12 protein-coding genes are annotated in these 20,374 nt (G+C 68.8%); all 12 read left to right on the top strand.

Annotated features, from left to right (window positions below; all coding sequences use genetic code 11):
- Positions 1-37: 37 nt before the first annotated feature.
- The 12 genes from NFU08_RS17070 to NFU08_RS17015 all read left to right on the top strand — a co-directional run bounded on the left by NFU08_RS17070 (position 38) and on the right by NFU08_RS17015 (position 20,365).
- Positions 38-1,369 (top strand): DUF58 domain-containing protein, encoded by a 1,332-nt coding sequence (locus NFU08_RS17070; protein ID WP_174179531.1) that lies wholly within the window; start codon positions 38-40, stop codon positions 1,367-1,369.
- Positions 1,366-3,999 (top strand): transglutaminase domain-containing protein, encoded by a 2,634-nt coding sequence (locus tag NFU08_RS17065; RefSeq protein ID WP_251424833.1) that lies wholly within the window; start codon positions 1,366-1,368, stop codon positions 3,997-3,999. The genes NFU08_RS17070 and NFU08_RS17065 overlap by 4 nt, the downstream gene beginning before the upstream one ends.
- Positions 3,996-5,576: an RDD family protein gene (locus NFU08_RS17060; RefSeq protein ID WP_397426069.1), complete on the top strand. Its 1,581-nt coding sequence runs from the start codon at positions 3,996-3,998 to the stop codon at positions 5,574-5,576. Before NFU08_RS17065 ends, NFU08_RS17060 begins: the two co-directional genes overlap by 4 nt.
- Entirely contained in the window at positions 5,573-6,493 is a 921-nt protein-coding gene (locus NFU08_RS17055; protein ID WP_251424830.1) for a PP2C family serine/threonine-protein phosphatase, read from the top strand. The genes NFU08_RS17060 and NFU08_RS17055 overlap by 4 nt, the downstream gene beginning before the upstream one ends.
- Entirely contained in the window at positions 6,480-8,441 is a 1,962-nt protein-coding gene (locus tag NFU08_RS17050; RefSeq protein WP_251424828.1) for an FHA domain-containing protein, read from the top strand. Before NFU08_RS17055 ends, NFU08_RS17050 begins: the two co-directional genes overlap by 14 nt.
- Positions 8,438-10,156 (top strand): serine/threonine-protein kinase, encoded by a 1,719-nt coding sequence (locus NFU08_RS17045; protein ID WP_174179539.1) that lies wholly within the window; start codon positions 8,438-8,440, stop codon positions 10,154-10,156. The genes NFU08_RS17050 and NFU08_RS17045 overlap by 4 nt, the downstream gene beginning before the upstream one ends.
- A 130-nt stretch (positions 10,157-10,286) precedes the next feature.
- On the top strand, positions 10,287-10,991 hold the full coding sequence (locus NFU08_RS17040; protein WP_174179541.1) for a hypothetical protein: 705 nt from the start codon (positions 10,287-10,289) through the stop codon (positions 10,989-10,991).
- Positions 10,988-15,433, top strand: coding sequence for an FtsK/SpoIIIE domain-containing protein (locus NFU08_RS17035; RefSeq protein ID WP_251424826.1), 4,446 nt, complete (start codon positions 10,988-10,990; stop codon positions 15,431-15,433). The genes NFU08_RS17040 and NFU08_RS17035 overlap by 4 nt, the downstream gene beginning before the upstream one ends.
- A gap of 817 nt (positions 15,434-16,250) precedes the next feature.
- Positions 16,251-18,560, top strand: a complete 2,310-nt coding sequence (gene ligA / locus NFU08_RS17030; protein ID WP_251424865.1) for an NAD-dependent DNA ligase LigA — start codon at positions 16,251-16,253, stop codon at positions 18,558-18,560.
- A complete protein-coding gene (locus NFU08_RS17025) occupies positions 18,557-19,366 on the top strand; it encodes an inositol monophosphatase family protein (RefSeq protein ID WP_251424824.1) in 810 nt (269 codons plus the stop codon). Before ligA ends, NFU08_RS17025 begins: the two co-directional genes overlap by 4 nt.
- Before the next feature lie 64 nt (positions 19,367-19,430).
- Positions 19,431-19,934 (top strand): GNAT family N-acetyltransferase, encoded by a 504-nt coding sequence (locus NFU08_RS17020; RefSeq protein WP_174179545.1) that lies wholly within the window; start codon positions 19,431-19,433, stop codon positions 19,932-19,934.
- 47 nt (positions 19,935-19,981) lie between these two features.
- Complete coding sequence (locus NFU08_RS17015; RefSeq protein WP_251424823.1) at positions 19,982-20,365, top strand: RidA family protein; 384 nt, start codon at positions 19,982-19,984, stop codon at positions 20,363-20,365.
- Positions 20,366-20,374 lie beyond the last annotated feature (9 nt).

Genomic DNA, 20,374 nt, shown 5'->3' with positions numbered 1-20,374 from the left:
ACACCACCACTTTCCACGCAACAACGAAGGCACATATATGTCCAGCGGCACCCCGTTGACCCGGCTCACGGAGCGTCTGAAGCAACCCTTCGCCAGGAACGGCAGTCCCGGCGCCCTGCACCCCTCAGCCGTCTGGGCCGAGGCAAGGAACACCGCAGCCATGGCATCGGCCCCCGCCTGGCGTGCCGTCCGTGGAGCCTGGCTGAAGTACGCCTGGCCCGTGCTGTCAGTGGTCAGCGTCCTGGGCTGGTCAGTCCTCGCTGCCGCCATCCTGCTCTGGGCAACAGGGCAGGCGTTTGGCTGGCAGGAGGCGAAGGCCGCGGCCATCGCCGCGTTCGTCATGTTCGTGATTGCGGTGGGGTTCGTCCTGGGCCGCTCGTCCTATGGCGTGGTCCTTGACCTGGCCCGGACCCGTGTGGCGGTGGGGGACAGCGCCGTTGGCAGCATCGCGGTCTCCAACACCTCCGCCCGGCCGCTGCTGCCCGCCGCCCTGGAATTGCCGGTGGGCAGCGCCACCGCCGTGTTCCACCTGCCGCGGATGAAGCCGCAGCAGGTCCACGAGGACCTCTTCACCATTCCCACCGCGCGCCGTGCCGTGATCGTCGTCGGCCCCGTCAGGTCGGTCCGGGCGGACCCCCTGCACCTTTTGCGCCGCCAGGTCCTGTGGACCGAACCGGAGGACCTGTTCGTCCACCCGCGCACAGTGGCACTGGCCGGTTCGGCGGCCGGATTCATCCGGGACCTCGAAGGCATGCCCACCACGGACCTCTCCAGCGCGGACGTGTCCTTCCACGCGCTGCGCGACTATGTGCCGGGGGATGACCGGCGGCACATCCACTGGAAAACAACGGCCCGGACCAACAAGCTCATGGTGCGCCAGTTCGAGGAAACCCGCCGCGCCCACCTGGCCATCTCGCTGTCCATCAACACCGACGAGTACGCCTCGGAAACCGAGTTCGAGATGGCCGTCTCCGCCGCCGCCTCCATCGGCAGGCAGGCCATCCGCGAGCAGCGTGAGCTGGACGTCCTCACCCAGAAAGGCCCGCTGCGCTGCGAAACCGGGCGGAACCTGCTGGACGACATGACACGGATCATCGGCGCGCCCATGCGCCGGACCGCCGTCGACCTTGCCAGGACCCTGGCCGACACTGTTCCCAACGCCTCCGTGGTGTTTTTTGTGGTGGGCAGCCACGTGACCGCCACGCAGCTGCGTTCCGCCGCCGCTTCCGTGCCTCCGGGCGTCCGCAGCCTCGCCGTCCGGGTGGAGGCCGGCGCCTCTCCCACGCGGGCGAACATCGCAGACCTCACCGTGCTGACGCTCGGAGACCTGACTGACCTGGCCATTGTGCTGAGAAAGGCCGCAGCATGACCTCCCCGGAAGGCCTGCGCCCGCGCAGCACGCGCCCCCGCGCCAACCAAACCCGCACCGCACAGCCGCGCACCATCCGCACCGCACCCCGGGACCAGGCAGACTCCGCCTTTGCCAACGGGCAGCCGTTCTGGCACTTTGTGCTCGACGCCGGTGCACTGACTGTGCTGCTGGGGCTGGGCCTGCTCGGGTTCGGGCTGAGTTTCGGCGGCGACCCCTACTACCTGCTGTCCGGCTTCGGCGGAATCTTCCTGGGGCTGGCCGTGGGCGCCCTGAACGCACACCTGCGCCTGGGGCTGCTCATCACCACGGCACTGGCCCTGGGCGCCTACCTGGTCTTCGGTACCCTGCTGGCGGTTCCCGATTCCGCCATCGCCGGCTTCGTCCCCACCCTGGACTCGCTCCGCATCCTCCTGCTGGGGATTGTGTTTGCCTGGAAGGACATGCTGACGGTCGGTGTCCCCGTGGGCACCGCGGGCGGTGTGCTGATCGTTCCGTTCCTGAGCTCCATGATCACCGCGCTGGTGGCCGCCATCCTGACCTGGAGGCTTCGTAGCCCCTACTTCCCGCTCCTGCCCGTGCTGGTCCTGTTCGTCACCGGCATCGCCTTCAGCACCAACGCCGCCTTCCTCACCGTGGAACGAGGCATTGGCCTCACCGTGCTGGGGATCGCCTGGGCCACCTTCCGCAGGGACGCGCTCCGGAAGAACTCCACCCGGAAGGTTTCCGTCAACAACCCGCAGACGGATACCGCCACCGCGCAGCGCGCCAGGCTCCGCCGGCTGGGAATGGCGGCCGGCGTCATCGCCGTCAGCGTGGCCGTCACCGCGCTCGCCGCACCCCTGGTCACGGCGGGCAACGACCGGAAGGTCCTCCGGAACGTCGTGGTCCCGCCGTTCGATCCCAAGGACTACATCACACCCCTCGCAAGCTTCCGGACCTTCGTCAAGGACAAGAAGGACGACACCCTGTTCGTGGTCCAGGGCCTGCCGCGCGACGGCCGCGTCCGGCTGGGCGCCCTGGATTCCTTCAACGGCACCAACTACACGATGGACCCCAACGGCTCCGGCAACTTCAGCAAGGTGGGAGACACCGAATCGATCAACACCCTGGCCGATACCTCCGGCGTTGTTCCCACCAACGACTACGCCATCAACATCACCGTTGAGGACTACCAGGGCTTCTTTGTCCCCGGCGGCCGCAAGACCACCGGGCTGAGCTTCGACGACACCGCCTCAGCCGCGGCATCCGGCCTGTACTTCAACTCCGGCACCGACACCGCCGTCACCACCAACGGATTGTCCCGCGGCGACTCCTACCGGGTGCAGGTCTCGGACCCCGTAAAGCTGGAACACGGGCAGCTGGCGCAGTACGACTTTGCGAAGCTGTCCCTTCCCGGCGCCGTGGAAGTGCCGCCGGTGGTGGGATCACAGGCCAACGACCTCTCCTCCGACGCGCCCACGCCCATCGACCGGGTCCGCCAGATTGAGGCGCATTTCCAGAAGACCGGGGCCTTCAGCAACGGGCTGGTCAGCGAGGGCCAGCTGCCCAGCGTCTCCGGCCACGGATCCGCCCGGATCAGGGACCTCCTCACGGCCAAGCAGATGCTCGGCGACGACGAGCAGTACGCCGTGGCCATGTCCTTGATGCTGCGCCACCTCGGCATCCCGTCCCGCGTGGTGATGGGCTTCTACCCTGAACCCACCAGCCCCGAGAACGGTGCGGGCGAGGTCAGGATCACCGGCAAGGACGTCCACGCGTGGGTTGAAGTGGCGTTCGAACGGGTGGGTTGGGTGAGCTTCGACCCCACGCCGCCCAAGGACAATATCCCCATCCCGCCGGACCCGGAAAACAAGTCCAAGCCCAAACCGCAGGTGCTGCAGCCGCCGCCCCCGCCGCAGGAGCCGGCGGACCTCCCGCCGGACTCCTCACCCGACGCGCTGGATGCGGATGAGAAGAAGAACAACCCCTGGCTCTTCTGGGGCGCGCTGCTGGGCGCCCTGGGCATCGCCCTGATCCCGCTGGCCGTCCTTCTCTTGCCGCTGCTGCTGATTGCCCTGCTGAAATCCCGGCGGCGGAAGTCGCGGTTCAGTGAAGGCCATCCCGCGCAGCGTGTGGGCGGCGGCTGGAGCGAGGTGGTCAGCCTGGCCACCGACATGGGTGCCGCCGTTGACTCCCGGGCCACGCGGCGCGAAAGCGCGGCGGTCCTTGCCGAGGCGTTCCCCGCCGCGGGCGGCACCACCACCCTGCTGGCAAGGCGTGCGGACGCGTCCATCTTTGGCGCTGGCCAGCCGAGTGAGGAGGAGGTGCGCGAGTACTGGACCATCGTGGACAGCTCCCTGCAGGAGATGACCTCGACGGCCGGCTTCTGGCGCCGGCAGCAGGCGAGGTTCTCGCCACGGTCGCTCCTGGCCGATGCCCGCAACGCCCTGACGCTGCGTGGCCCGCTGGCACTGCCTTCCCTCAAGGCCCTCAACCCGGCGTCCCGCCGTCGTACGGGGTCGGCTGCCACCGGTCAGGGTGGGACTGCGCCGGAGCGGAATGAGCCGCAGGGTCCTGCTGCGGAGGGGACTCCGGAGCAGGACCGCACGACGCCGGAACCACCCCGGCAGGGACCCGCGGCACCGTGACGGCGGACCTCCAGACGTGCCCCCGCTGCCGGCAGGCCATCCGCGCGGGGGCGGCCTTCTGCACCTCCTGCGGAGCGCCTCTGCCCAACCGGGCGGCGCGCAGCGCCCGCACCCTGCAGCCCGGCGGCGAACCCCTGCACGCGGCGCCGGCTGCCCACGGAACAGGTATTCCCGGTACTATCCCGGTAGTACAAAGATCCCCGGCTGCCCAGGCCGCGGATCCACTCAACGCAGGCACCGGGCGGGGGAGCGCCGGCGGTACCACCGCGCAGTCGGGGTCCGTCCCAGGGGGAGGAACGGGAATGGGAGTGAACCTTCAGCTTGCCCCGGCCACGGCCGGCAAGCGGCTCGGCGCTGCCGTCATTGACTGGCTGCCGCCACTGGCCGTCCTGGTGGTGACGTTCGCCATCGGCTTTGCCGGGATCACGCGGACCCGCAGCGGGCAGTTCATCACCTATGACACGGCGTCGCTGGTGCTGTCCGGCGGCATCGGCCTGGCGCTGACGGCTGTGTACCTCTTCACGGTCATGGGCATCGAAGCCAGGACGGGCAAGACTCCTGGAAACCTGCTCATGGGCATCCGCAGCGCGGACAACGACGGCTATGCGCCAGGCGCCGGCACGGTGTTCCTCCGGGGACTTATCACCGGTGCCGGGATCATCCTGGCGCTGCTGGCGGCCGTCCTGGTGGTGGTCTTCCGGTGGTTCGAGCCCGCCCTGTTCATCCTTGCGCCGCTGGTGCTCGCGGGCGCTGCCTGGGCCGTGCTGGTGGTGGTGTCCTGCCACTGGGACAAGAACAGCGGCCTGCGCGGCTGGCACGACAAAGCAGCCAAAGCACTGGTCTTCGATGTGAAGGCCGGCCGGAACCCCATCACCACCGGCGGCATCCAGGGCCCTTACAGCTTCGCGCCGCTGGACCTTCCCCCGGTACAGCAGGTGCTCTCCCCGGTGGCCGGCCCCCAACCAGCTCCGGCGCCGCCAGGCCCCGTGGTGGCATCCGCGCCTGCCTCGCCTGCCCGGACGCCGTCCGCCCCGACGCCGCCGTCGCAGACCATGCCTTACGCCCAGCCGGCGTCCTTCGCGCCGCCGGCTGCTCATGCGCCAGCCGGCCAGCCTGTTCCCGGCGGCCTTGTTGTGCCCGCTGCCCCGTCCCTTCCCGTCCCGGGTGGGCAGGGCACGCAGCACCACGTGGACGACGACGTCGAACGCACCCAGGTGCGGCCGGGCGCAGGCGGTCCGGCGCCCGTCGCTGTGCTGCGGATCCGGCTGGACGACGGCCGCGACTTCCAGCTGGACCGGAGCGTCCTGGTGGGCCGCAACCCCGTGGGCCAGGCGGGCGAACAGCATGCCCAGCTCCTCGCCGTCGACGATCCCGGCCGCTCCATCTCCAAGACCCACCTCCACCTGCTGACCGATGGCGCAGGAATCTGGGTGACGGACCGGAACTCCACGAACGGCAGCGCCGTGACCACCCCCGACGGCGCCAGGACGCCCCTCGCGCCGGGGGTCCCCACTTTTGTTACCCCGGGATCCAGTGTCCACTTCGGAGACCGGACCTTTTACCTAGGACAGGCATGAACCAACAGCCCGCCAGCGTTCCCTCCACCTTCCAGCCGGGCCTCAGCCTGGGCTACGGCTACGGGACAGACCGGGGACTCCGCCGGGAGTTGAACGAGGATTCCTATATCGCTTCCGATCCTGTGTTTGCCGTGGCAGACGGGATGGGAGGCCATGAGGCAGGCGAAGTGGCCAGCGGCATGTGCGTCCGCGCCCTCGCTGCCATCCCGCAGCTCGCCACAGGTGAACGGACCGTCACCGCAGCCGTCCTGCAGCAGTACCTGGTCCAGGCGGACACCGCCATCCGCGAGGCCACCGGGGCGCGCGCCGGAACCACCCTGGCCGGTGCCGTGGTGGTGGAACAGATGGGCATGCCCTACTGGCTGGTGATGAACATCGGGGATTCCCGCACCTACCGCCTCAGCCAGGGCCGGTTTGTCCAGATCAGCGTGGACCACTCCGAGGTGCAGGAACTGGTGGACGCGGGGGAGATCACCGCCGAACAGGCCACCGTCCACCCCCGCCGCCACGTGGTGACCCGCGCGCTTGGCACGGGAGACGAGACAGAGGCCGACTACTGGCTGCTCCCCGTGGAGGAAGGCGACCGGGTCCTGGTCTGCTCGGACGGCCTCACCGGCGAGCTGACGGACGAGCATATCCTCCGCATCCTCAGCACGGTGGGTGACCCCCAGGAAGCCGCCGATGCCCTGATCCAGGCTGCGCTCCGGAGCGGGGGGAGCGACAACATCACCGTGATCGTGGTGGATGCCAGGAATGTCCTGAATGACGCCGGTGCAGCCACCACCGCACCGCGGCGCGACCCTGATGTGGAAGATGAAGACACGCTGCCACGGTCGCAGGCGGCACAGGCTGGGCCCCAACCCGGCAGCGAAGCAGCCGCGCACCAGGAAGGGGAGCCTTCCGATGACCGGCACTAGCTACGTTCCGGGCACCTGGCTGGGAATCGTCCGTGGGAGCACGGCCGTCATCCTCGGCCCGGATTCCCCGCCGGCTCTGGCAGGTGCGGTGTGGGACCTGCTGGGCACCAATCCCGAAGTCCACGAGGTACTCCATGCGGTGACCAGCAGCTCGGGCGGCTCGCTGGCGCAGATACCGTCCTTCGGCATCCTCGAGGCCACCGGTCCCTTGCGGGTCTTCCTCCGCGGCGACCTCGACCTCGCAGTGGAGCTGCCCGACGGCCGCGTGGAGCTCGACGGCCGGGACGTCACCACCTGGAACGAGCGCCGGTTTGCCCTGCCTGGGGCATGCCGGCTGGCCATTCCGGCTGCCGGCGCCCCGGGGCAGCAGGAACTGCCGCTGGGGGAGGGTGTTGTCCTGCTGCAGTCCCTGGCGCTGGTGCTGGCGCCGCGCCAGCCGGAACTTGGACCGTCCGCAGCCGCTCCGGCCTCGGTTGTGGTGGACTCCGCCGGCATCGCTGACGTCCGGGACACCGCCCCCGATGCTGATGCCTCCACAGAAATGACCATCGTCCCGGACCACGAGGACCCAGTGGAGACCGTCGCTCCTGACCACGAGGCCCCAGCGGAGACGGTCGCTCCGGAACACGGCGCCTCGGCCGAGACCGTTGTCGGCATTCTCGACGACGACCTGCCGGCAGACGGCGGCGATCTTGAGGACCAGGACGGCGACCTGGAGCAGGAAGACGGCGCCGCGCACGTTGGGATGACAGGTTCCGTTCCGGACTCCGGCGCGGCTTCCGACTCTGACGGTGCTTCAGCTGACGGCTCCGCGCCGTCAGAAATTATCTTCTCGGAGGTACGTCCGGCGGACGTCCACCCGGCAGAACCCGCTCCCGGCGAGCCGGCACCTCCCGCCAGCGACCACACCGGCTCCTACGACCACCTCTGGGAGAGGACCGTTGTGCGGAGCATCGAGGACGCGGCAGTACGGGACGACGACGAGGCGGAAATCGACGGAACTCCCGAAACGGGCCCGGACGGGGAGGACCAGGCAGAACCCCCAGTTAACGCACAGCCGGACGGACAGGAACTCCCGACGGCGGCCCCCACGCCCGCGGCAGGGCCGCCGGCAGCCCCTGCTTCTCCGCTGCCCCTTGCTTCTCACGTGCCGGCTGCATCTCCCGCCCCTGCCGGGGGGCTCATTGACTCCGTTCCGTGGAAGAAGGGTGCGGACGCCGCCGTGCAGGGCAGCGCCCAGCAAATCCATGTCCCGCAGGGCAGCGCCCCGCAGATACCTGACCCGCAGATACCTGTCCCGCAGGCGAATGTCCCGCAAACCGGCGCTGGGCCACGGGCGGCCGTGGCCGCGCCGGCAGCAGCCGCGCAGCAGTCCCATCCCGGCAGCGCCGCCGTCGACACTGACCACGACGGCCAGACGGTCATGAAGAGCAGCATCCCCACGTCAGCCGGACAGCCCGCCCTACCGGTTGCGGAGGATCCGGCGGCCGGGCCCACCGTCCTGGCCCGGGTCTGCCGCCAGGGCCATGCCAACCCGCCCACCCGGGCGCAGTGCGCCGCGTGCGGGGCGGGGCTGCTCCCGGACGCCGTCCAGGTGCCGCGCCCCCGGCTGGGCAGGGTGCGCGTGTCCACGGGGGAACTCCTGGACCTCGACCAATCGCTGGTCATCGGACGGCAGCCGTCCGTGTCCCGGGTCCAGGGCGGCGTCATGCCCAGGCTGGTCCAGGTTCCAAGCCCGGAAGGGGACATCTCGCGGTCCCACGTGGAGGTCCGGCTGGAGGGCTGGCACGTCATGCTGTGCGACCTTAAGGCCACGAACGGTACCGTCCTGGTGCGTGAAGGCCAGTCTCCCCGCCGCCTGGCACAGAACGAGATGGCCATCCTGCTGGACGGTGACATCGCTGAGCTGGGCGACAACATCTCGCTGCGTTTTGAGGAGATTCCTTGAGTTCCAAACGGCCCGTCGCGCCGCCTCCCCGCATCCAGGGGTTCACGTATATCAGCCTGCTGGGGTCCGGCGGTTTCTCCGACGTCTACCTGTATGAACAGGACAGGCCGCGCCGCAAGGTTGCAGTCAAGGTGCTGCTCTCGGACCTGAAGACGGAGGGTGCCCGCCGCAGGTTCGAGTCCGAGGCGAACCTGATGGCCCAGCTGTCCTCGCATCCGTACATCGTCACCATCTTCGAGGCGGAAGTGACCGACGACGGCCACTCCTACCTGGCGATGGAGTACTGCTCCAGGCCCAGCCTGGACGTCCGGTACCGCAAACAGCGGTTCAGCGTGGATGAAGTCCTGGCCGTCGGCATCCAGGTGGCCTCCGCCGTCGAAACCGCCCACCGTGCCGGCATCGCCCACCGCGACATCAAGCCTGCCAACATCCTGGTCACGGACTACAACCGCCCCGCCCTCACGGACTTCGGCATCTCCGGCACCCTCGCCGGGGACGCCGACGACGACTCAGGAATGTCCATCCCCTGGTCCCCGCCCGAGCAGTTCACCGACGGCGCGGTGGACGGGGTCATGGTGGACGTGTGGGCCCTCGGTGCCACGCTTTACACCCTGCTGGCCGGCCGGTCGCCCTTTGTGATGCCCGGGGCGGACAACTCGCAGCGCGAGCTGATCAGCCGGATCAGCAACACGCCGGTTCCGCGGCTGGGCCGCGCGGACGTCCCCGAGTCGCTGGAACTGGCGCTCTCCACGGCCATGGCAAAGTCGCCACAGTCCCGATACTCTTCCGCGCACGCCTTCGCCCTTGCCCTGCAGCGCATCCAGGCGGAACTGAACCTCTCCGTCACACCCTTTGAGGTGCTGGAGGAGCCGCACCACGAGGACAGCCAGCCGGACGACGGCGTCGAGGAAACCCGCGTCCGGAGCATCGCGGCGATCGATCCGGAGCGGACCGGCAGCGCCCCCACCTTCCCGGCACGCACCTGGCCCCAGGCCGGCGGCAGCCAGAGCGGTAGCGGCCAGGGCTCCGCAGCGGAGGCCCCGCCGTCGCGCTTTACCCCGACAGCCTCCGCGGGCTTTCCGCCGGCACCAGCCCCTGCCCCGCAGCCGCAGGAGTGGGCGGATGCCACAGTCCTGCGCGGTTCCGGCGGCAGCGCCGGTGCTGCCCAGGACGGGGGCACGCTGCCCGGAAGCCGCACCGGCTCGGGCGCTGACGCCGCGGACACCACCGTCCACCGGCCGGCAAGGGTGGAGGAGCCGGCCATTGCAGCGCCGGCTGCGGACCACGGCCGGCGCAACCTCTGGCTGGCAATCTCGGGCGGCACCCTGCTGGCACTCACTGCGGTGGTGGGCCTGGTGGTGGCCAACGCCTCGCCGGAAAAATCCGCTGCGGTGGAGACCCAGCAGGCCAGCAGGCCGCCGGCCGATGCACTGGACAACGGAACTGTGCCGGATGTGGAAGGCCTCACCGGGACAGTGGCAGGGGACGGCAACGCCTCCTTCACCTGGGTGAACCCGCAGCCCAAAGAGGGAGACACGTACAAATGGCGGGTTTACACCATCGGTGGCGGCGGCGAATACCAGTCCATCGACCAGCCGCCGGTCAGGGTGACGGCCAATCCGTCGGGGGAGACCTGCATCCAGGTCATGATCGTGCGCTCTGACGGCGCCTTCTCCCCGATGGAGGAAAGCTCCATTGCGTGCACCGGCTCCTGAGCCGCGGACCATCCCAGTAGCAAGTACGACGACGAAACGCACCATGCGGCCGCACGACAGGTTGTCGGGCGGCGGCTTGTCCAACGAAAAGTTAGCCGGTGAAATTTTGCCCAACGAGGAGGCACAGAAAATGGGGGATCTAGCAATAGATTTCTGTGGCGAGTGGTACGAGCCATCGGACGAGGACGTCTTCAATATCGGCCGCGAAGGCGACCTGGAAGTCGATGACAACCCTTACCTGCACCGGCAGTTCCTGCAGGTGGCCCGCTACGACGGGATCTGGTGGCTCAGCAACGTGGGCAGCATGCTCTCCGCCACGGTGGCGGATGCCTCCGGCGGAATGCAGGCCTGGCTGGCGCCGGGCGCCCGGATCCCGCTGGTCTTCAGCCATACCAACATCATCTTCACCGCCGGACCCACGACCTACGAGTTCGCGGTGCACCTGAAGACGCCGTCGTTCCGGCAGGAGTCGCGCGAGGGCGACAGCAACGGCGACACCACTATCGGCCCGGTAGTGTTCACGGACTCCCAGAAAGCACTCATCGTGGCGCTCGCCGAACCTATGCTCCGGCGGGAAGGAACCGGCTTCAGCGCCATTCCCTCCTCGGCCGCGGCCGCCAAGACCCTGGGCTGGGCCCTGACCCGCTTCAACCGGAAGCTGGATAACGTCTGTGACAAACTCGACCGCGTGGGTGTGGTGGGCCTAAGAGGGGGCGGCGGGAAGCTGGCCACCAACCGCCGGGCCAGGCTGGTGGAGCACGCCGTCACGTCGCACCTGGTGACCCCCGAGGACCTGTACCTGCTGGAGAAGATGAGGGGCGTGGACGAAGGATGAGGATCCGCCTGACCCTTCGCCGGGATCCTGCCGAGTCCAAGGACCTCGCCGTCACAGTTGACGGCCTGGCCACCGTTGCCGATACCGCTGCCGTGCTCTGGGCCGCAGACCCGGGCCGCAAGGGCACGCCGGCCCCGGACAACCTCTCCCTGCGGATCGAGGAAGCCTTCGTGGGCTCCGGCCTGAGCGGAAACATGCTCACCCGGACCGACAACCTCCTGGAGTGCGGCCTCCGCCCAGGCTCCGTGGTGTCACTGGCCCAGGTCAGCACGCAGTTCGACGTGCCCGGTGCCGGCCGCGGTCCCGCAGCGGCCACCCTCCGGGTCCTTTCGGGGCCCGACGCCGGCCGGGAGTTTTCGCTGCCCACCGGCACCAGCTACATCGGCCGGGACCGTGACGTGGACATCCGCCTCTCGGACCCCCTGACGTCCAAGCGGCACGCCCGGATCACGGTGGGCGACGGCGTGGAAATCGTGGACACCAACTCCGCCAACGGGCTCCTGATGGACGGGCTTCCGGTCACCCGCGCCACCCTCAATTCCTCGGACACGGTGACCTTGGGCGACACCACCGTGACCGTGGTGCCGCTGGGGCACAGCCATGCGGCAGCCCCGACGTCGCCCCTGGTCAGCTTCAACCGCTCACCCCGGGTGGTTCCGCGCTTCGAGGAGCCAAAGCGCGTGGTCCCGTCAGGGCCCAAACGGCCCGAGGACAATCCCTTCCCGTACATCATGATGATTACCCCGCTGCTGATGGGCGCCGTGATCTTCGCCGTGACCGGCAACCCGCTCTCAGTGCTGTTCATGCTGATGATGCCGCTGTTCGTCGTGGGCCACTACGTGGACCAGCAGATGCGGACCAGGCGCCAGCAGAAGGAACAGCTCAAGCAGTTCCGCGCCTCCATGGCCGATTTCCGGCACGACCTCACCGAACTGCAGCAGGTGGAACGCGCCGTCCGCCTGCAGGAGGCGCCGTCCGTCAGCGACACCGTTGACGCCATCTACAAACTGGGTCCGCTGCTGTGGACCCACCGTCCGGAACACCGCGGATTCCTTGGCCTCCGGTTTGGCCTGGGCACCGCACCCTCGCGGGTCCTGCTTGAGGAACCGCAGAACAACGACACCGAAGTCCAGTACGCCCGGGAGATCCAGGATTGCCTGAAGCAGTTCCGCAACGTTGAGGGCGTTCCCGTTGTCTCGCAGCTGCGGAGCTCCGGCTCCCTGGGCATTGCCGGCGCCCGCGGCCTGGTGGATGACGTGGCCCGCGGCATGGTGCTGCAGCTCGTGGGGCTCCACTCGCCCGCGGAGGTGGTCCTCACGGCCATCACGTCAGCCCAGTCCCGGGAACGGTGGAACTGGCTGCAGTGGCTGCCCCACGTGGGCTCAGGGCACAGCCCCCTCGCCGGCGACCACCTGGCGGCCGGCTCAGCCGGCGGGGCTTCGCTGCTGGCCCGGCTCGAGGACCTCCTGGACGCCCGGGAGGCGGCGGCCAAACGCACCGGCGCCGACCTTCGGCCGGAGCTGGACCCCGCCAAGCAGGAGGTGGCCGAACCAGTGCTGCCGGCCGTGCTGGTCATCGTGGAGGACGACGCCCCGGTGGACCGCGGCAGGCTCACCCGGCTCGCAGAGCGCGGCCCTGACTCCGGCGTCCACGTGATCTGGGTGGCCACCGACATCCAGTCGCTTCCCGCAGCCTGCCGCGACTTCATGGTGGTGGACGGCGACCACGGCACCACCACGGGGCAGGTCCGCCTGGGCAGGCACACGTACCCCGTCAGCTGCGAAAGCGTTGACGCGGAACTGGCCGCCCAGCTGGCCCGGATGCTGGCGCCCGTCATGGATGTGGGCAAGCCCGTAAACGACGACTCCGACCTTCCGCGGGCCGTCTCCTATGCCACCCTGATTGGCAAGGACTTCCTGGACAACCCCCAGTCCGTCGCCGAACGCTGGACGGAAAACAACTCCGTGCACGCCAGCGCCGTGGCCAACCGCAAGGACAACGGGACCCTGCGGGCCCTGGTGGGCTCCAAGGGCATCGAACCGCTGTACCTGGACCTCAAGAACGAGGGGCCGCACGCGCTGGTGGGAGGCACTACGGGTGCCGGCAAATCCGAATTCCTGCAGTCCTGGGTGATGGGAATGGCCGCCGCCTACAGCCCGGACAGGGTCAGCTTCCTGTTCGTGGACTACAAGGGCGGGGCCGCCTTCGCCGACTGCATCAACCTGCCCCATACCGTGGGCCTAGTGACAGACCTCTCGCCGCACCTGGTCCGGCGCGCCCTGACCTCGCTGCGCGCCGAACTCCACTACCGCGAGCACCTGCTGAACCGGAAGAAAGCAAAAGACCTGCTGGCCCTGCAGCGCGAGGCCGACCCCGACGCCCCGCCCTACCTGGTGATCGTCGTCGACGAGTTTGCCGCGCTGGCCAGCGAGGTGCCTGAATTCGTGGACGGTGTTGTGGACGTTGCAGCCCGCGGACGGTCCCTGGGGCTGCACCTCATCCTGGCCACCCAGCGCCCGGCAGGCGTCATCAAGGACAGCCTGCGTGCCAACACCAACCTGCGGGTGGCCCTGCGGATGGCCGATGAGGACGACGCCACGGACATCCTGGGCGTGCCGGACGCCGCATACTTTGACCCGTCCATCCCCGGCCGCGGCGCCGCGAAGACGGGCCCCGGCCGGATCCAGGGCTTCCAGACCGGCTACGCCGGCGGCTGGACCACGGAGAAACCGCAGCGGCCGCAGATCGACGTTGTTGAGATGGCCTTCGGCTCGGGGCCCAGCTGGGAAGCCCCGGCACCGGAGAAACCCGAGGCGGCAGAGCCCACAGGCCCCAACGACATCGCACGGATGACTTCAACCATCGTCCGGGCTGCCGAGACGCTGTCCATCCATGCCCCGCGCAAACCCTGGCTGGACGAACTGGCCAAGACCTACGACTTTTCCAGGCTGCCCAACCCCCGCACGGACGAGCAGCTCCTCCTCGGCGTTGCCGACGATCCCGCCCGCCAGTCCCAGCCCACCGTGTTCTACGAACCGGACAAGGACGGGAACATGGCCATCTACGGCACCGGCGGGTCAGGAAAGTCCGCAGCGCTGCGCGGCATCGCCATTGCCGCGGCCATCACGCCGCGCGGCGGGCCGGTGCATGTCTACGGCATCGACTGCGGCTCCTCCGGGCTGCGAATGCTGGAAGAGCTTCCCCACGTGGGCGGCATCATCAACGGCGACGACGTGGAACGCGTCGGGCGCCTGCTGCGCCTGCTGCGGGACATCGCGGAGCAGCGCTCCGCCCGGTACGCTGAGGTCCGCGCCGCCACCATCGTGGAGTACCGCAAGCTGGCCAACAGGCCCGACGAAAAGCGCATCTTCGTGCTGGTGGACGGCATGTCCGCGTTCCGGGAGGCCTACGAACACAGCAGGCTATCCGCCCTGTGGGACATCTTCCTCCAGCTGGCCACGGACGGCCGCGCCGTCGGCATCCATCTAGTGGTCACCGGCGACAGGCCGAACGCCGTGCCGGCGTCACTGCTCGCTTCCATCCAGCGCCGCCTGGTCCTGCGGCTGTCCTCCGAAGACGACTACATTTCCCTGGACGTGCCCCGGGACGTCCTCAACGCCGCCTCACCTCCCGGACGCGGACTCCTGGACGGCCTCGAAGTCCAACTGGCAGTCCTCGGCGGTAACTCCAACCTGGCGCTGCAGGCCCGCGAGGTCCACAAACTCAGTGAAGCCATGCAGCGCCAGGGGCTGGACGCCGCCCCCGTCATCGAGAGGCTTCCGGAACAGGTGGACCTGGAGGTCCTGCCCGCCGGCAGCCAGGGCCTTCCGGTCATTGGCGTCGACGACGAGACCCTGCAGCCCGCCGAGATCCTGGCCAGGGGACCGCTGCTCCTGGCCGGCCCCCCGGGTGCAGGCCGCACCGTCGCCCTGGTGACACTCGCGTACGCCCTGCGCCGGTCCAGCCCTGACACGGAGCTGGTCTACATCGGATCCCGGCGCTCCGCCGTCGCGTCCCTGCCCATCTGGAACCGGTCCATCGTGGGCGCAGACGACCTCGCCGAGGTGGTGGAGGACCTGGTGGAACACTCCTCCGGGAATCCCGGGGCCCTGGGCATCTTCATCGAAGGACTCACTGAGTTCACCGACACCCTGGCGGAATCCGGAGTGGCCCAACTGGTGACGGCGTCCATCAAGGCGGACCAGTGGGTGGTGGGGGAATCCGAAACCTCCACCTGGTCCTCCGCCTGGTCCCTTGCCCAGCCGTTCAAATCCGGCCGGCGCGGGCTGCTGCTGAACCCCGGCGACATCGAAGGGGAGAGCCTGCTGAACACCTCCCTGGGCCGTGTCAGCCCGGACTTCATCCCGGGCCGCGGCTACGTGGTGGGCCGCGGCAAGGCCCGGAAAATCCAGGTGGCGCTGCCCCCCGAAAACAGGGTCTGACGCATCGCGTCCACGGAGGGCCGCAGATCCGGTGGATTTGCGGCCCTCCGTGGAGGTATAGAAAACTACCGGGGCCACCAGAAAGCCGCAGCGGGGGACTGCGCGCATCGAAAGGTAGCAAATGTCCCCGTCCTTACCAGCACTCCGCGCTGTCCCGGCGACGGCGTCGGCCGCCGTCCTGGCGCTCGCAGTAAGCCTGTCCGCGCCGGGGCCGCAGCGGCTGAGACTCCGGATCCCACGGCAACCACCATCACCAGCCCCTCGTGCGGGGCATCCTGTACGCCGGAGCCCACCGAAACAAAACCCGGCGAAGGCCGGGCGGACAAACCAAAGGGACCCGACGAGCCGCCCGGCCAGCCAGGTGGCCCTGAGCCGGCGCCCCCGGCGGCGGCCCAGCCAACTGCGACCTCCACCCCGGCACCCCCGCCCGCCGAGTCCATCGTTCCCGCGGCTCCAGACCCCGCGGAAGCATCGCCCGACGGATCCGCCACCCCGGAAGCCGCAATCACGGAACCCGGCACCACGTCCTCGGCCACTGCCTCCACCGAATCAAACTGGACCAAACCCGTCACCAGGCCGGCCAGGCCAACCCAGGCCGCGGCCGTTGCCCCCGCCGGCGGTCCGGGAACGGGAGGGCCGGACCCCCTGACCATCACGGCCGGTGTGCTGCTGGTGGGAACCGCAGGGCTGGCTTTCACCTGGTGGGGCAGGACCCGGTTCCGGGCACACTGACGGACGGTGAGGCAAGAACTGACGGACGGTGAGGCAAGATAGGTCTGTGACTACAGGACCTGGCCCCGCAGAAAAGACCGCCTCGATGTCTCCGCACCGGACCCCCGGTGCCGGAACAGCCACCGGCGGGACACCAAAGGAACCTGAGGCCGTCCCCACCGAATCCGTCCGTGAGGAATACGAGAACCTGGTGGACCTGGTCAGGAAGTACCGGTTCGCGTATTACCAGGAAGATGCGCCGCTGGTCTCCGATGCCGAATTCGATGACCTCTTCCGGCGCCTGGAGGAGATCGAGGCGCTCCACCCCGAACTCGTGGCGAACGACTCGCCGACCCAGGAGGTGGGCGGGGAAGTCTCCGCCGCGTTCGAGCCCGTGGAGCACCTGCAGCGGATGTACAGCCTCGAGGATGTTTTCTCCCTCGAGGAACTGGAGGCCTGGCTCGCCAAGGCCGAGGCCGGCATCGGCAAGCTCGGCGACGGCACCCCTGCCGTGGCCTGGCTGACGGAGCTCAAGATCGACGGACTGGCGGTCAACCTCCTGTACCGCAAGGGGAAGCTGGTCCGCGCAGCCACCCGCGGGGACGGCACCACCGGTGAGGACATCACGCACAACGTCCTCACCATCAAGGAAATCCCGCAGCAGCTCCAGGGCGGGGACTTTCCGGCCGAGATGGAAATCCGCGGGGAAGTCTTTATCCCGTCCAAGGCTTTCGCCGAATTCAATGAAGCACTGATTGAAGCCGGCAAAGCGCCCCTGGCCAACCCCCGCAACGCTGCAGCCGGCTCGCTCCGCCAGAAGGACCCTGCCGAAACTGCCAAGCGCCCGCTCAAAATGTTTGTCCACGGCATCGGCGCCCGCGAAGGTCTGCAGGCGCGCAGCCAGTCCGGGACCTACGCCCTGCTGAAGGAATGGGGCCTCCCTGTCAGCCCCTACTCCGAGGTGCTTAAAAGCGTCGGGGAGGTTCTGGACTTCATCAAGCGCTACGGGGACCAGCGCCACAAGCTGCTGCATGAGATCGACGGCATCGTCATCAAGGTGGACGACTTCGCCACCCAGCGCGCACTCGGCTACACCACCAGGGTCCCGCGCTGGGCGGTGGCCTATAAATATCCGCCCGAGGAAGTGCACACCAAGCTGCTCGACATCCTGGTGAACGTGGGCCGCACCGGCCGCGTGACGCCCTTCGGCATGATGGAACCGGTCAAGGTAGCAGGCTCAACCGTGGAAATGGCCACCCTGCACAACCAGGACGTGGTCAAGGCCAAGGGCGTGAAGATCGGCGACATCGTGGTCCTGCGCAAGGCGGGCGACGTGATTCCCGAGATCGTGGGCCCGGTCCTTGCCCTCCGCGACCAGCAGGACCCGCCGGTGCGGGATTTCGTGATGCCCACCGAATGCCCCTCCTGCGGTACACCGCTGGCTCCGGCCAAGGAGGGCGACGTGGACATCCGCTGCCCCAACGCCAAGTCCTGCCCGTCCCAGCTGCGCGAGCGGGTGTTCCACCTGGCCGGCCGGGGAGCCTTCGACATCGAGGCCCTCGGCTGGGAAGCCGCCATTGCGCTGACCCAGCCGGCCGAGCCGGAAGTTCCACCGCTCACCTCCGAAGCCGCGCTGTTCGACCTCACCCGCGAGGACCTGGCCGGCGTCCGCATCCGGCGGGAGAAGCGGTCCAAAGGCGTCCCGACTGGCGAATACGAGCTGGTGCCCTACTTCTACAGCAAGGGCACGGCCAAGTCACCGTCCAAGCCCACGGCCACCACGGAAAAACTCTTCACGGAACTGGAGAAGGCCAAAGCCCAGCCGCTCTGGCGGGTGCTGGTTGCACTGTCCATCCGGCACGTGGGCCCGCGGGCATCCCGTGCGCTGGCTACCGCCTTCGGCACCATGGACGCCATCCGCCAGGCGTCGGAGGAGGACCTGGCGCATGTTGACGGCGTCGGCCCCACCATCGCTGCAGCTCTGAAGGAATGGTTCGCGGAGGACTGGCACCAGGAGATCGTGGACCGCTGGGCGGCCGCGGGGGTCCGGATGGCGGACGAACGCGACGACTCCATGCCCCGCACGCTCGAAGGACTGACGGTGGTGGTCACCGGCTCGCTGCCGAACTTCAGCCGGGACGAAGCCAAGGAAGCCATCCTGGTCCGGGGCGGAAAGGCGGCCGGTTCCGTCTCCAAGAACACCAGCTACCTGGTGGCCGGTGAAAGCGCCGGTACCAAGCTGGACAAAGCCGAGCAGCTGGGCGTTCCGGTGCTGGACGAGGACGGTTTCCGCAAGCTCCTGGCCGGCGGGCCGGCAGCACTGGAGGGCGGGGCTGAACTGGAGGTTGGGGCTGAGGCAGAGGGGCCTGAGTCCGCGGCTCCGGCAGAACACACTGACGCGGAGGTAACGGCATGACGAGTCCTACAGACCTGCTGGAGGTGGCCAAGGCTGCAGCGGAGGCGGGAGCCGCGGTGCTGGCCGGCCGCAACGCAGAGGCCCTGCAGGCCAGCAACAAGGGCGACGCCGGCGACTGGGTCACGGCATTCGACGTCGCGGCCGAGCACGCCGTCCGGGACGTCATCACGGCAGCCCGCCCGGGCGACGCCATCACCGGCGAGGAACACGGCACCACCCGGCCGGCCGAACCCACAGGCTACCGCTGGTCCATCGACCCGCTGGACGGCACCACCAACTTCATCCGCAACATCGTCTACTACGCCACCTCCGTGGCAGTCGCCGATGCCGACGGCGCCTGGCTGGCCGGCGTCGTCAACGCCCCTGCGCTGGGCCGCGTCTACTACGCCGCACGCGGCCAGGGCGCCTGGCTGGAGGAAGCAGGGAGGGTGACCCGGCTGGAGGGTCCCGTCCCGGGCCGGAAGGGCCAGATCCTGGCCACCGGGTTCAGCTACGATCCCGGGGTCCGGGCCGAGCAGGCCGTTTTCCTGGCCGGACTGATGGACGGCTTCGCCGATGTCCGGCGCCTGGGATCCGCCGCCCTGGACCTGTGCCTCGTGGCCGACGGGACCCACGATGCGTATGGGGAGCGCGGCCTCAACGAGCACGATTTCTCTGCCGGTGCGCTCATTGCGGAAGAGGCCGGCTGCTGGGTCCGGCGGCCGCGCCTGGCCAGTCCGCTGGAGGGCGGGCCCACCGACGCCGACCGCCTGGACGCCTGGACCTGCGCCGGGGGCCTGGAGCTTTCGGGTAAATTCCCGCTCTGATAGTTCGCTCACGAAAAGCGCCGGTTTGCCAGGTGTTACCGGCCAGTACCACTACCATTGACGGGTGCAGCCGCAGATAACAGTCCGTCCCGCCGTCGAAGCAGATTACGACGCCGTTGCCCGCATTACGCGAGATTCCTACCTCGCCGCGGGCTACTTTGAGGACGCCGACCACCCCTACATGCGCAAAGTGCAGGACGTGGCGCTGCGGGCCGGGCACGCCACCATCTGGGTGGCCGAACGGGACGGCCAGGTTGTCGGTTCGGTGACACTGGCGCGGGCAGGTGAGCCATACGCGGACATCGCCCTCGAGGACGAGCTGGAGTTCCGCATGCTGGTGGTGGATCCGGCGGTGCAGCGCAGCGGCGCGGGCAGGGCCATGGTGGATGCCATCCTGGACTATGCCAGGCAGCTGGACGGCATCAAGGCTGTTGCCCTCACCACCGGACAGACCTGGGAAAGCGCCCACGGCCTCTACCGCAAGACGGGCTTCCGCCGGGTGCCCGAACGTGACTGGCTGGTCCCAGGAACTGACATAAAACTGCTGGTTTACCGCCTCGACGTGTAGCAGCCCTACTGTGGTGCCGAACCCCATCCAGCAGTGAAAGGCCCACCATGCGCAAAACCTTAGGCACCGGCTCCGTCTGGGAGCAGACCCTCGGCTACTCACGGGCCGTCCAGGTGGACAACACCCTCTACATCTCCGCCACCGCGGCCAGCGGCAAGGACGGAATCGTTGGGGACGATTTCTACACCCAGACCCGGTACATCCTGCAGAAACTCGGCACAGTCCTCGCTGAGGCCGGCTTCTCCTTCGAGGACGTCGTCCAGTCCAAGCTCTACCTCACGGACATCAGCAAGTGGGAAGACGCAGGCCGGGCCCACGGCGAGGTTTTCGGCGATATCCGCCCCACCCTGTCACTGGTGCATGTCCTGCCGTTCCTGGACCCCAAGATGCTCGTGGAGATCGAGCTCGTGGCGCAGAAGGGCAGCAACTAGGAGCACCGG

This window comes from Pseudarthrobacter sp. NCCP-2145, from assembly GCF_023708005.1.
Lineage (GTDB): Bacteria > Actinomycetota > Actinomycetes > Actinomycetales > Micrococcaceae > Arthrobacter > Arthrobacter oxydans.
Note: the sequence above shows the minus strand (reverse complement) of the source record. Positions and strands in the feature narration are given on the sequence as shown.

Bases quoted from the DNA above. Each gene is read 5' to 3' on its own strand.
- NFU08_RS17070 (WP_174179531.1), top strand. From the start codon at position 38: ATGTCCAGCGGCACCCCGTTGACCCGGCTCACGGAGCGTCTGAAGCAA.
- NFU08_RS17065 (WP_251424833.1), top strand. From the start codon at position 1,366: ATGACCTCCCCGGAAGGCCTGCGCCCGCGCAGCACGCGCCCCCGCGCC.
- NFU08_RS17055 (WP_251424830.1), top strand. From the start codon at position 5,573: ATGAACCAACAGCCCGCCAGCGTTCCCTCCACCTTCCAGCCGGGCCTC.
- NFU08_RS17050 (WP_251424828.1), top strand. From the start codon at position 6,480: ATGACCGGCACTAGCTACGTTCCGGGCACCTGGCTGGGAATCGTCCGT.
- NFU08_RS17040 (WP_174179541.1), top strand. From the start codon at position 10,287: ATGGGGGATCTAGCAATAGATTTCTGTGGCGAGTGGTACGAGCCATCG.
- NFU08_RS17035 (WP_251424826.1), top strand. From the start codon at position 10,988: ATGAGGATCCGCCTGACCCTTCGCCGGGATCCTGCCGAGTCCAAGGAC.
- ligA (WP_251424865.1), top strand. From the start codon at position 16,251: ATGTCTCCGCACCGGACCCCCGGTGCCGGAACAGCCACCGGCGGGACA.
- NFU08_RS17025 (WP_251424824.1), top strand. From the start codon at position 18,557: ATGACGAGTCCTACAGACCTGCTGGAGGTGGCCAAGGCTGCAGCGGAG.
- NFU08_RS17015 (WP_251424823.1), top strand. From the start codon at position 19,982: ATGCGCAAAACCTTAGGCACCGGCTCCGTCTGGGAGCAGACCCTCGGC.